The sequence below is a fragment of the Corynebacterium capitovis DSM 44611 genome (assembly GCF_030440535.1).
GTDB classification, from domain to species: domain Bacteria; phylum Actinomycetota; class Actinomycetes; order Mycobacteriales; family Mycobacteriaceae; genus Corynebacterium; species Corynebacterium capitovis.
The window spans coordinates 600,344-613,058 of the sequence record NZ_CP047117.1 but is presented as its reverse complement, the minus strand read 5'-3'; the positions used below and the strand labels follow the sequence as shown (position 1 = coordinate 613,058).

The 12,715-nt window shown below is 63.2% G+C and carries 10 protein-coding genes and 2 tRNA genes; 2 read left to right on the top strand and 10 right to left on the bottom strand.

From position 1 onward, the window contains the following. Positions 1-72: 72 nt before the first annotated feature. Genes CAPI_RS03055 through CAPI_RS03040 form a run of 4 tightly spaced genes read right to left on the bottom strand, consistent with a single transcriptional unit; the run spans position 73 to position 5,811 of the window. Positions 73-528, bottom strand: a complete 456-nt coding sequence (locus CAPI_RS03055; protein WP_018016570.1) for a DUF4233 domain-containing protein — start codon at positions 526-528, stop codon at positions 73-75. Further along, positions 525-2,021 (bottom strand): bifunctional tetrahydrofolate synthase/dihydrofolate synthase, encoded by a 1,497-nt coding sequence (gene folC, locus CAPI_RS03050; RefSeq protein ID WP_018016569.1) that lies wholly within the window; start codon positions 2,019-2,021, stop codon positions 525-527. Before folC ends, CAPI_RS03055 begins: the two co-directional genes overlap by 4 nt. Further along, entirely contained in the window at positions 2,018-4,738 is a 2,721-nt protein-coding gene (locus tag CAPI_RS03045) for a valine--tRNA ligase (RefSeq protein ID WP_018016568.1), read from the bottom strand. The genes folC and CAPI_RS03045 overlap by 4 nt, the downstream gene beginning before the upstream one ends. A gap of 50 nt (positions 4,739-4,788) precedes the next feature. Next, a complete protein-coding gene (locus CAPI_RS03040) occupies positions 4,789-5,811 on the bottom strand; it encodes a malate dehydrogenase (protein ID WP_018016567.1) in 1,023 nt (340 codons plus the stop codon). A gap of 347 nt (positions 5,812-6,158) precedes the next feature. On the opposite strand from CAPI_RS03040, the gene CAPI_RS03035 reads away from it, so the two are divergent. Then, positions 6,159-7,004: a TetR/AcrR family transcriptional regulator gene (locus CAPI_RS03035; RefSeq protein ID WP_018016566.1), complete on the top strand. Its 846-nt coding sequence runs from the start codon at positions 6,159-6,161 to the stop codon at positions 7,002-7,004. A gap of 37 nt (positions 7,005-7,041) precedes the next feature. Here CAPI_RS03035 and clpX read toward each other — a convergent pair whose 3' ends face one another. Beyond that, a complete protein-coding gene (clpX, locus tag CAPI_RS03030) occupies positions 7,042-8,319 on the bottom strand; it encodes an ATP-dependent Clp protease ATP-binding subunit ClpX (protein WP_018016565.1) in 1,278 nt (425 codons plus the stop codon). Positions 8,320-8,536: 217 nt separating this feature from the next. On the opposite strand from clpX, the gene CAPI_RS03025 reads away from it, so the two are divergent. Continuing rightward, positions 8,537-9,316, top strand: coding sequence for an alpha/beta fold hydrolase (locus tag CAPI_RS03025; protein ID WP_018016564.1), 780 nt, complete (start codon positions 8,537-8,539; stop codon positions 9,314-9,316). On the opposite strand, the gene CAPI_RS03020 is transcribed toward CAPI_RS03025, so the two are convergent. From CAPI_RS03020 to CAPI_RS03000, 5 genes are all read right to left on the bottom strand, one after another. Beyond that, complete coding sequence (locus tag CAPI_RS03020; RefSeq protein ID WP_018016563.1) at positions 9,313-9,933, bottom strand: ATP-dependent Clp protease proteolytic subunit; 621 nt, start codon at positions 9,931-9,933, stop codon at positions 9,313-9,315. The genes CAPI_RS03025 and CAPI_RS03020 overlap by 4 nt on opposite strands. Before the next feature lie 22 nt (positions 9,934-9,955). Beyond that, a complete protein-coding gene (locus CAPI_RS03015; RefSeq protein WP_018016562.1) occupies positions 9,956-10,537 on the bottom strand; it encodes an ATP-dependent Clp protease proteolytic subunit in 582 nt (193 codons plus the stop codon). A 194-nt stretch (positions 10,538-10,731) separates the two neighbouring features. Continuing rightward, positions 10,732-12,102: a trigger factor gene (gene tig, locus CAPI_RS03010; protein WP_018016561.1), complete on the bottom strand. Its 1,371-nt coding sequence runs from the start codon at positions 12,100-12,102 to the stop codon at positions 10,732-10,734. Between the two features lie 84 nt (positions 12,103-12,186). Beyond that, positions 12,187-12,260 (bottom strand) — tRNA-Pro (locus tag CAPI_RS03005). A gap of 254 nt (positions 12,261-12,514) precedes the next feature. Continuing rightward, positions 12,515-12,589, bottom strand: a tRNA-Gly gene (locus CAPI_RS03000). Positions 12,590-12,715: the final 126 nt, after the last annotated feature.

The following is a 12,715-nucleotide window of genomic DNA, read 5'->3' as shown; positions in this document are numbered from 1 at the left end:
TATAACGCCGCTCACACTTCCTGGGGGCGAAAGAGCTTATTGATTTAGGGCGGACTGATTAGAGAATACTAACTAGATCCGAGGGGTGCGGTCGCCGTCCGCCGTGCCGAGGTGCTGCGTGACCAGGTATCCGCCATGCAAGCGCTCAATCATCTCGGCACGAAGTTTGACGATGAAGTACCACACGATTGCGAACATGATGCCCACCGCGGATACAGACCAGTGGATAAAGAAACCGAACACAAGCGGGACTTGGAGGGCTAGGTCGGCCCACAACGCCCACGGCCGCTTCTGCATAAACGCGAATACCACGTGAGCCAGGCCGATCACTGCGATGTACGCCCAATTGAACGTGGTCCAGTGAGCGCCGCCATCGATTTTTAGCACGACTAGGAGAATCAACAGGATCGTGATGGCCTCCATGACGAGCGTTCCGGAGAGCACGCCCGTCAACCCTTGGAGCGGGTCTTTCACAGGCGTGCCCCCCATCCCAAGGGGGCTCACCGGATTATCGCGGCGGGGTTTCATTGGGGTTCCTTTCCAAACATGGTTCGCGCCTCGCCCGCGGTGACAACGGATCCGGTAATCAGCACACCGGACCCAGACTGGACACCGACCTCCGCCAGCGCGTCTTCTGCCAGCTCCACGGCGAGCTCGTAGGCGGCTACGAGGTTGCCGGCGATGTGCACTCGTTCATCACCGAAGACGTCTCGGGCGATGTCCGCAAGCTCGTAGGCATCGAGCGCCCGCGGGGACGTGTTCTGCGTAATGACCACCTCGGTCAGCACCGGCTCCAACGCGCGGAGGATGCCAGCTGCGTCTTTGTCACCCAAGACAGCGATGACACCGACGAGGCGGGCGAAGTTGAAGTCAGTGGAAAGCGCCAGCGCTAGGGCCCGAGCCCCGTGCGGGTTGTGGGTGGCGTCGATAAAGGTGGTCGGAGTGGCGCGCACGCGTTCGAGGCGCCCGGGCGATGTAACCGCCGCAAAACCGTCCCGAACCGCTGCCGCATCCAGTGGTCGCTGCGCACTGGCGCCCGAGAAGGCCTCGACAGCGGCGAGGGCTACCGCGGCGTTGTGTGCCTGGTGGGGACCGGACAGTGGGAGGAAGACCTCGCTGACCTCGCCGGACAGTCCCGCGAGCGTGAGCGACTGCCCCCCAACCGCTACCCCGGCTTCGACGACTGAAAACTCGCGGCCGAAGCGAGCTACGGCGGAACCGACCTCTACCGCACGTTCGAGGATGACGCGCTTGGCTTCGGGTTCCTGCTCGCCGATAATCGTCACCGAATCGGGGTTGGTGATAATTCCAGCCTTCTCCTCCGCAATGTCCTCGATCGTGTCACCGAGGTATTCCATGTGGTCGAGGCCGATCGGCATGATGACGCTGACGTCGGCACTGACGACGTTCGTGGCGTCCCATCGCCCGCCGAGCCCCACCTCGACGACGGCGACGTCCACGGGAGCGTCGGCAAACGCAGCAAACGCGATGCAGCTCAACGCTTCGAAGTAACTCAACGGCTGGCCGAAGTGAGCGTCCGCCATCTCGAAGTACGGGCTGATCTCCTCGTAAATGCGAACGAAATCCGCCGGGTGGATCGGCTCACCGTCGATGGCGATGCGCTCCGTTACCGTTTGCAGGTGAGGGCTGCTCGTGCGCCCCACGCGGTGCCCGAAGGAGCGAAGCAAGGAGTCGATCATCCGGACCGTCGAAGTCTTACCGTTCGTCCCCGCGACGTGAATGACCTTGTAGCTTCTTTGCGGCGAGCCAAGCAGGTCCATGACATAGTCGACGCGCTCCAGAGTCGGATCAATCTTGTTCTCAGGCCAGCGCGCCGCCAATTCCTCTTCCACCCGCGCTAGGGCCACGCGCTCGCGATCGCTGACAGGGCGTGCCGGACGGACTTCGTCCGAACCCCCGTCACCGTGCCCGCCGAGATTGAGGCGCAGTCCCGTCTCCTCGAGGGAGATGTCGAAGTGCTCGGGCAGCTCCGGCAGGTCGTGCCCCGTGTCCTCGCTCACTTTCCGGCCTCCGAGAGGGACTCAAGACGCGCCGCGAGGCGGGTGGCTTCTTCCTGCGCCATCTGCTGGCGCCGCCGGATCTTGTCCACCACCTCATCAGGTGCCTTGGCTAGGAACGACTCGTTGCCTAGCTTCTTGCCCGTCGTTTCCAGCTCCTTTCGCGCCGTAGCCAGCTCCTTTTCCAGCCGCTTGCGTTCAGCCACCACGTCCACGGTTCCGGAGGTATCGAGCCCGACGGCAATCGTCTCGATGCTAAGACGGACCTCGATGCTCGCGGACTCAGTAAAACCATCACCAGGCTTGTCGACGCGGGCGATACTGCGCACCAGCTCTTCCTGGTTTTCCAACCCCGCCGCGGCGAAGTCGAGGCGGGCGGGAACCTTCTGAGAGGGTTTGACACCCTGATCGGAGCGGAAACGTCGCAATTCGGTGATGAGCTTGATCGAATCTTCGATCCGGCTCCTACTGCCCGCATCGGCCTCGGCTCCGCCGTTTGTATCCGCTGCTGTGGGCCACGGTGCGCGACAAACGGTTTCCTCTCCGGTCAGCGCGGTCCATAGCTCTTCGGTGACAAACGGCATGGTCGGGTGCAGAAGCCGCAGGACCACGTCAAGAACCCTGCCGAGGACGATCTGGGTAGTGCGCCCCGTTCGGCTTTCACCCTCGCGGGGGATTTGGGTTTTGGCGATCTCCAGGTACCAATCACACAACTCGTCCCATGCGAAGTGGTAGAGGTCTTCGTTGGCCTTCGCAAACTGGTAGTCATCCAGGTAGGCGTCGACGTTGGCCCGGACTTCTTCGACACGGTCAAGAATCCAGCGGTCCGCGTCGGTCAGTTCTTCGCGCGGCGGTAACTCGCCGACAAAGGCGCCGTTCATGAGCGCGAACCGGGTGGCGTTGAACAGTTTCGTGGTGAAGTTGCGCGCGGATTGGGCGTTGTCCTCACCGATCGGCAGATCCACGCCCGGGTTCGCGCCCCGGGCGAGGGCGAAACGCAACGCGTCGGCGCCAAAGCGCTCCACCCAATCCATGGGGTCGATCCCGTTGCCCAGGGACTTGGACATCTTCCGCCCCTTTTCGTCCCGGACCAGGCCATGCAGGTACAGGTCGGTGAAGGGCACTTGGGGGCGGCCCTGGCCGGCGGTACCCAAAAGCTCCGGGGTCTGGGTTGCGGCGAACGTGCCAAACATCATCATGCGCGCGACCCAGAAAAATAGGATGTCGTACGCCGTAACCAGGACCGACGTGGGGTAGAACTTCGCCAGATCCGCGGACTTGTCCGGCCACCCCATCGTCGAGAAGGGCCATAACGCCGAAGAGAACCACGTGTCCAACACGTCTGGGTCTTGTGTGTACCCGGTAGGCGGCTCCTCATCGGGGCCGACGCAGACGACCTCGCCGTCCGGGCCGTACCAGATGGGAATCCGGTGGCCCCACCACAACTGGCGGGAAATCGTCCAGTCGTGCATGTTGTCCACCCAGTCGAAATAGCGCTTCTCCATCGACTGCGGGTGGATGGTGGTGTCGCCGTTGCGCACGGCGTCACCGGCCATCTGCGCTAGCTTGTCCACCTTCACAAACCACTGCAGGGACAAGCGCGGCTCAATCGGCTCGCCGGAACGCTCCGAATGGCCCACCGAGTGAACGTAGGGGCGGATCTCTTTGACAATGCGACCTTGCTCCGCCAGAGCCTCGCGCACGGCAACGCGAGCTTCCTCCCGGGTCAGGCCATCGAAACGGGTGCCCGTGTTCGCGATCCGTCCGGCCCCGTCCATGATGATGGGCATGTCCAGGTTGTGGCGCAGACCCATCTCGTAGTCGTTCGGGTCATGAGCGGGGGTGATCTTCACCGCGCCGGTGCCCAACTCCATGTCCACGTAATCGTCGGCGATAACCTCCAGCTCGAGGTCCGCGCGGAACGGGTGGGCGAACTTCTGCCCGATGAGGTGCGCGTAGCGCTCATCGTCGGGGTGGACCGCGATGGCCACGTCGCCCAGCATCGTCTCCACGCGGGTGGTTGCGACGACGAGGTGCGGCTCATCATCATGCAGCGAGCCGTACCGGATGGACACGAATTCGCCCTCGACGTCTTTGTAGACAACTTCGATGTCGGACACCGCGGTCTCCAGCACTGGGGACCAGTTCACCAGGCGGTAGTCGCGGTAAATCAAACCGGCGTCATAGAGCTGCTTGAATATCGTTTGAACGGCGCGGGACAACCCCTCGTCCAGCGTAAAGCGCTCACGCGACCAATCGACAGAGTCACCGATCGCCCGCATTTGGCCCCCGATCGTCCCGCCAAAACGCTCCTTCCAGTCCCACACGCGGCGGACAAACTCCTCGCGCCCGTACTGGTATCGGTCTTTACCCTCCTGCTCCTTGAGCTGGGCCTCGACCTTGGTTTGCGTTGCGATGCCAGCGTGGTCCATACCCGGCAACCAGAGCACCTCGAAACCCTGCATCCGCTTGCGGCGCACCACAACGTCCATCAGCGTGTGGTCGAGGGCGTGGCCCATGTGCAACTGACCTGTCACGTTGGGCGGCGGAAGTACGACAGAAAACGGTGGCTTGTCACTTGATGCCTCCGCACGGAAGTATCCCTTTTCCACCCAGCCGTCGTAGAGCGCCTGCTCCTGCTCCCGCGGCTCCCACGCTTTCGGGAGAGCGTCGAAACCGCGTGTGGCCTGTGTACCAGTTTGGTCTGTCGCGTCACTCACCCGGTTTATCTTAGCTGGCAGCTGCGACACGCCAGAACAGGCGGAGAGTGCTAGCGAAGGAGGCTGTCGGCCACCCCGGCCTCTTCCTTCAGCGCGGCGATGTTGGCTTGGATGCGCTCGCGCTGGAAGTCGTTGAGATCGAGTCCTTCGACAATGGTCCACCGCCCGTTAACCCCAACGGTGGGGAAACCGAAGACGAGACCCTCGTCGACGCCGTATTCACCCTTCGACGGTTGCGCGACGGTGACCCACCGCGCGCCGCTGCCACGGACCCAGTCGCGCATATGGTCAACCGCCGCCGAGGCCGCAGACGCCGCTGAGGAGGACCCGCGGACGTCGATAATCTCCGATCCCCGCTTGGCTACCCGGGGAATGAACTCGTCTTCGTACCACTTCCTATCGACGTCCCCCGCGACTTCTTGGCCGGCGACCCGAAGGAACTCAATGTCCGGGAACTGTGTGTCGGCGTGATTGCCCCACACCACGAGCCCATCGATGTGTGGCGTGGAAACACCCAGCTTCTCTGCGAGCAGGGAAAGCGCACGGTTGTGGTCGAGGCGCATAAGCGCGTTGAAGCGTTCCGGCTCGACATCTGGCGCGGCCTTGCTGGCGATATAGGCGTTTGTGTTGGCGGGGTTGCCCACAACGAGGACGCGGATGTCCTGCGCGGCGCCGTCGTTAATCGCCCTGCCCTGCTCGACGAAGATGCGGCCGTTGGCTTCGAGCATGTCCGCGCGAGACTCGCCCTTGCCACGGGGTTTGGCACCGACGAGGAAGGCGGCGTTTGTTCCGTCGAAACCCTCTCGCTGGTCCTCCGTTACTGTCACCTTTGCCACCAGGGGCAACGCGGAATCCGCGAGCTCCATGGCGACGCCCTCCGCCGCGCGGACACGGCCCGGTGTCTCCAGCAACCGGAGGTCCACCGGGCGGTCCGCGCCGAATACATCGCCTGAGGCGATGCGCCACAGCAGCGAGTAGGCGATGTTCCCAGCGGCCCCCGTCACGGTGACCTTGACCGGCGCCTCCGACTCGTTGCGGCCCGGCGCGGCGCTGGATGTGAATGGGTCGGTCATAGCGAATACCTCCAATTCGTGACCCGAGTGGTTCCTCACGGTTCCCAAAAGTCTGAATTCGCACCGTCAGTTCGCACCGCCAGTTGGCACCGTGAATTGTCACCGTCGGGTCGTTATTTATGGAATGCCCTGCAGCACTCTCCGAGTATATGTGCGCGTGAGAGTTGCGGGTGGGGGTGCAGAACCTCCCCCCGCCCGCCACGCAACCACGAGATTCGGACATCACCACCCCCACGCGCCCACAATTCGGACCCGTTTAGTGCACGATATGTAAAGACCCGTTAACGGATGTCCGACGGAAAGCCCGGCAGACACGGACTCATCACCATACGAATGAAGGAGCCACGGTGGCCCACTCTTTCCAGGACTCCGCCTCCAACGACGACGGCACCACCCCCGCAGTGTCCCCCGCCGTGTCCCCCGCAGTGTCCCCCGCACCACAGGCGAACAAGATCGCGGACGCCGCGATCTCCCTTTTCGCTCGGGGCGGGTTTTCGGGGGTAACTCTCAACGACGTGGCAGAGGAAGCGGGCACAACGAAGCGCGTTTTGGCCACTCACTTCCCCGACAAGGAAACCCTGTACCGCGAGGCGCTCGTGCGCGCCGCGGCGCGGCTGACGCCAACCCCGGAGATCCTGAACCGCTCCTACGCCGTCCCCGTCGAGGGCATGCGGCGGTTCGTTGACGCGCTTTTCCATCGCTTCCTCAACAACCCGGACGCCGTCCGCCTCACGCTGCGGGAGAATCTCGCCCCCGCCCTGCCCGCACGGGAGACACCAGAGCTGCGGGGCTACGCCGAGGTGGTCCTCCACGTGGAGCGACTCCTCCTCCTCGGCCAGGATTCGGGGGCCTTCCGCCCGGGCATCTCGGCCCACGACATCATCATCATGGTTGCGTCACTGTGCATGTTCCGGGTGAGCAATCACGCGACGACCCAGGCGATCGCACACGTCAACCTTGGCAACCAGCGCAACACCGAGGGGTTGAGGCGCATGGCCATCGATATGGTGCTGGCCTTCCTCACTTCGAACATCCCGGCGGCTGGATACAGCGGTTACGTCGAGCAAACCCCGGAAAGTGCGGCGTCGACACGCACGCGCGGCAACGACAACAACGACGCGGGGCTCGCGGAGGAGGTCTACCCGGAGGACTTTTCCGAGGTCTACGACATCGGAGGCGCGGAGTTCCTCTAGGCCCTCAGACGCAGGGCCGCCCGGTGACCCCACTGTTTTAGGCGGACTTCGCCTGCTCCTTGGCAACGTACTCCGGCTGGGCGTCACCGCTGACGACGGCGCCGGTGATGACTACCTCGCGGACGTCCTCGCGGTCCGGCAGGTCGTACATGATGGGAACCAGCAGTTCCTCCATGATGGCACGCAGGCCACGTGCACCCGTTTTACGCTCGGCGGCTTTGTCCGCGATGAGGCCCAGCGCCCCGTCCGTGATTGTGAGCTGCGCCCCGTCCATTGCGAACAGTCGCTCGTACTGCTTCACCAGGGAATTCTTCGGCTCCTTGAGCACCCGCACGAGCGAATCACGGTCAAGATCCTCCACGTTGGCCAGAATGGGCAAGCGGCCGATGAACTCGGGGATGAGGCCGAACTTCACCAGATCCCCGGGTAACACCTGGGACAAGAGGTTCGCCTCGTCGCGTTTGCTCCTGGAATCGATCTCCGCGCCGAAGCCAATCCCCTTCTTGCCCACGCGCTCCGCGATCACCTTGTCTAAGCCGGCGAAGGCGCCTGCAACAATGAACAAAATGTTAGTGGTATCGAGCTGGATGAACTCTTGGTTGGGGTGCTTCCGCCCGCCCTGCGGTGGAACGGAGGCGACCGTTCCCTCGAGGATCTTCAGCAACGCCTGCTGCACGCCCTCGCCCGAGACGTCGCGGGTGATAGACGGGTTTTCGGACTTGCGCGAGATCTTATCCACCTCGTCAACGTAGATGATCCCGTGCTGCGCCCGAGTGACGTCAAAGTCCGCGGCTTGCAAGAGCTTGAGCAAGATATTCTCGACGTCTTCCCCCACGTACCCGGCCTCAGTCAGGCTGGTGGCGTCTGCAATAGCAAAGGGGACGTTGAGCATCCGGGCTAGCGTTTGGGCGAGGTAGGTCTTGCCCGACCCGGTTGGGCCCAGAAGCAAGATGTTGGATTTCGCGATCTCGACGTCCTCGTCCTGCCGACGCCCCGTCCCCGACTGTTCTTCGGCCCGGATCCGCTTGTAGTGGTTGTACACGGCGACGGCAAGGGTCCGCTTCGCCGCGTCTTGGCCGATGACGTACTGGTCCAAGAAAGATACAATTTCCGACGGCCGGGGCAAACGGTTCGAATCTTCGCTGTGCGCGTTCTGCGCGTCGGCGAGTTCTTCTTCAATGATCTCGTTGCACAACTCAATGCACTCGTTGCAGATGTAAACCCCGCCCCCGGCGATGAGTTTACGGACCTGCTTCTGGCTCTTCCCGCAGAAAGAGCATTTGAGCAGGTCGGACGTGTCTTGAGTGGCTGCCATCTAAGTGTCGTACTCCAACTTCTACTTTCTCGGATACATCTCTGCCGTGCGCTCGGCCTGCTGGTCTTGTTCGGCGCGCGGGGTGTAGGACAAGGATACCGCGACAACTCCCGCATGCCTTTTCCAACGCCCGCGCGGCGCTGCGCATTTCGGGAACAATGGGAGCGGACGCCGCGACGTCCCTCACGGCCCCCGAACGTATTAAGGAGTATATGACATGCCGCCGACGATCCTCCACGCCGCCGAATTCGGCCCCGCAGACAGCGCGCAAACGGTTGTCCTACTCAGCTCGATCGCCACCACGCACGAGGCGTGGGCGAAACAGATCCCGGTGCTTGAGCGCGACTACCGCGTGATCGCCCTAGACCACCTCGGCCACGGGCAGTCCCCGCGCTCGGATGCGGAACCGGGGCAGACCACCATCGACGACCTCGCCGCGAATGTTTTAGCCACCCTCGACACCCTCGACGTGGACCGCTTCACGCTCGTCGGCCTCTCGCTGGGTGGCGCGATTGCGCTGTACCTTTCGGCGACATCCCCCCGCGTTGAGCGCGCGGTCTTCTGCTCCACCGCGACGTTTCTCGGCGGCGAGCAGCGCTGGCGTGAACGCACCACAATGGCCCGTAACGGGGGCATGAGCGAGCTTGCCGACGGCATGGTGACCAGCTGGTTCACCGATGGGTACCGCTACACCCACACCGACGCGGTCGACGCCGTGCGGGAGATGATCCTGGGGATCGACCCGGAGGGGTACGCCCAAAACGGCGACGCGCTCGCGCACTGGGACTTTGCCTCCCGCCTGGGCGACATCACCTGCCCGGTCCTCACCATCGCGGGCGAGAGCGATCGGACATCTGGGCCCGATAAGCTCGCTCAGATCGCGGATGGGGTCTCCGGCCGCGCCGAAAAAGTCGTCGTCAAGCCGGGCTCCCATCAATCCGCCTTGGAGAACCCGGACGACTTCAACGCCGCGTTGACCGCCTTCTTGGCGGGCTAGGAGTTCAGCTTGCGGTAGTCGAAGACCTGGTCAATGATGCCGTATTCGACTGCCTCTTCGGCGGTGAGGATCTTGTCGCGGTCGGTGTCAATGCGCACCTGCTCCGCCGTCCGCCCGGAGTGGTGAGCCAGCGTCTGCTCCATGAGGCGGCGCATGCGCTCGATTTCGGCGGCCTGAATCTCAAGGTCCGAAACCTGGCCTTGGGTGCCCTGGGTCGCGGGCTGGTGGATAAGCACGCGCGAGTTCGGCAGAGCGGCACGCTTCCCCGGCGCCCCCGCGGCGAGGATCACAGCCGCCGCGGACGCAGCCTGGCCCAGGCACACGGTCTGGACATCGGGCCGGACATACTGCATCGTGTCGTAGATAGCCATCAGCGAGGTGAATGAGCCACCCGGGGAGTTGATGTACATCGTGATGTCGCGGTCCGGGTCCTGGGACTCGAGCACGAGCAGCTGAGCCATGATGTCGTTGGCCGAGGTGTCGTCGACCTGCGTGCCGAGGAAGACGATGCGCTCCTCAAACAGTTTGCCGTACGGGTCGATCTGCTTCGTACCGAAGGAGGTCTCCTCCAGGAACTGCGGCAGGACGTAGCGGGCGCTGGGCGAAGTGTAAGGCATAGTGAAGTCTCCTTAAGACGGCTTAGTTTGAAATAGCGCCGTGCGCCTGTTCGATGACGTGGTCCACGATGCCGTAATCCTTGGCCTGCTGGGCGGTAAACCAGCGGTCGCGGTCGGAATCCTTGGTGATCTGCTCGAACGTCTGACCGGTGTGCTCTGCGATGAGCTCGGCCATCTCGCGCTTAGTCTGGGCAAATTGCTCGGCTTGGATGGCGATGTCCGCCGCGGTGCCGCCGACACCAGCGGACGGCTGGTGCATCATAATGCGCGCGTGGGGCAGCGCGTAACGCTTGCCCTTGGTTCCGCCCGAAAGGAGGAACTGGCCCATCGATGCCGCCAACCCCATGCCGTAGGTGGCGATGTCACATGGGGAGTACTTCATCGTGTCGTAAATCGCCATGCCGGCGGTGACGGAGCCGCCGGGCGAGTTGATGTACAGCGAAATATCCCGAGTCGGGTCTTCTGCGGAGAGCAGGAGAATCTGGGCGCACAGCTTGTTGGCGATCTCGTCGTCAACCTGCTGGCCCAGGAAGATGATGCGCTCCCTCAAAAGGCGTTCGTAGACAGAGTCGCCGAGATTGAGTCCTGGCTGCGGGGAAGTCATAACGTGCTCCTTTATCGTCTTTGTCGCTGGGGTGCCCCCGGGGACAACGACCCCACACTACCCGCGGCCCCGCCCCATTTGAACCCTGTTCGCTAGCGGCGTACGGAGCCCAATTGCTTATCGACGCCAACGCGCCGGCGCATACGAAAGGGGCCCTGCGACGCAGGACCCCTTAGTATGTGCGCGAGGAGGCGCTAGTCCTCGTTTGTCTCTTCCGCGAGATCGGCCTGGTCCGCATCCTCGTCGACATCGCCGAAGAACTCGTTCGGGTCGATGGACGCACCCTGGTCATCCTGCACCGTCGTGCGTGCAATAGCGGCCGCCAGCGCCTTGCCGCGGCGAACGTCAGCAAAGAGGTTTGCAATCTGACCGGACTGCTGCAGCTGCGCCACGAACTGGTTCGGATCCATGCCGTAGGACTGGGCCGTGAACAGGATGTGGTCGGTCAACTCCTGCTGAGAAACCTCAGGCTGCTCGGACTCGGCGACCGCGTCGAGGAAGAGCTGGGTGCGGACGGACTCCTCAGCGAGGTCGCGGGACTCCTTGTCAAAGTCCTCGCGGGTCGTCCCCTGGGCCTCAAGGAACTGCGCCAGGGCGTTTTCCTCGTGCGCCATGTGGCCCAGGACCTGGTGGAGGCGGTTGTGCACCTGCTCCTCCACGATGGACTCCGGCAGCGCGAACTCCGTCTGCTCGAGTGCAGCTTTGAGAACCTCATCACGAATGCTGGCAGCCTGCTGCGCCTTGAGGGACTCCTCCAAGCGGCCCTTCGTGGACTCGCGCAATTCCTCGACGGTATCGAACTCGGAGGCCAGCTGAGCAAAGTCGTCGTCAAGCTCCGGCAAGACCCGCTCTTTGGTCTGGGTGACCTCGACCTTGATCGCGGCTTCCTCGCCCTTGTGCTCACCGCGCTGGAGGGTGGCGGTGAACTCGGCGGTGTCACCCGTCTTCAGGCCGGTGAGAGCCGCGTCCAAACCCTCGATCAGATCGTCAGCACCGACCTTGTACGTGAGGCCGTCGGTCGAGGCGTCATCAATCTTCTCGCCCTCGACCTCTGCCGTGATGTTGATGACAGCGAACTGCCCGTCCTCCAGCGCCGCGTCAGTGTCCTTGAGCTCGCCGAAGCGGCCACGCAGCTCCTCCAGCGCGGAATCCACGGCCTCATCGTCGACGGAGATAGCGGGGACGGTGACGGAGATGGCGGAGAAATCCGGAACTTCAATCTCGGGGCGGACGTCAACCTCGGCGGTGAACTCGACGACGTCGTTGTCCTCGATCTTCGTCACTTCGATCTCAGGCTGACCGATCGGGTTGAGCTCGTTTTCCGTGATGGCCTGCTCGTAGCGCACCGGGAGCATGTCGTTGACGACCTGCTCGAGGATGGGGCCGCGGCCGAAGCGGGCGTCGATGAGCTTGTGCGGCGCCTTGCCGCGGCGGAAACCCGGGATGGACACCTGCTGCGCGATGGCGGTGTAAGCTTGGTCCATCTCACGACCCAGCTCGTCAAAGGGGACGCTGACGCTGAGTTTAACGCGGGTCTCGCCCAGCTTGTCGACGGAAGTCTTCACAGAATGCTCCTGTAGTGGTGAATAGAGGTTAAGTCGTGTTCGCTATGGCCCTCCCCCGCCGCTGCGGGCGGGGGTCGGCCTACGTCGGGGCGACAGGATTTGAACCTGCGACCCCCTGCTCCCAAAGCAGGTGCGCTACCAAGCTGCGCCACGCCCCGTAGTCGAGCGACCGAGCCGGTGCGACTCGTCGGAAAGCGATTGTAGCGTGCCCCGTTTATGGCGGTTTTCACCGGGGTCGAACGAGGCGCCCAGGCCCACTCAGTGGCCCGCCCGCAACCACTTCGTAGGCGTTCGTAGGCCTTTGTAGGCCTTTGTAGGCCTTCGTAGGCATAGGTGATGCGAACGAAAGAAACCCGTGCGGGCGGCAACCTGTCTTGTCAGGTCCCCGCCCGTACGGGCTGAGTAGTTCCGGTGGAGGGAATGACGGGAATCGAACCCGCGTCTTCAGCTTGGAAGGCTGAGGTATTAGCCACTATACGACATTCCCATTCACGTCCCATGCGGTTCGCGAATACGTGGATGGATTCTACCCCACCGGTCGGGGCGCGCCCAAATCCCACCACGCTCCAATAGCTCCTCCGGATTTGTTGAGGGGAACTTCTCAGTGGCGCCA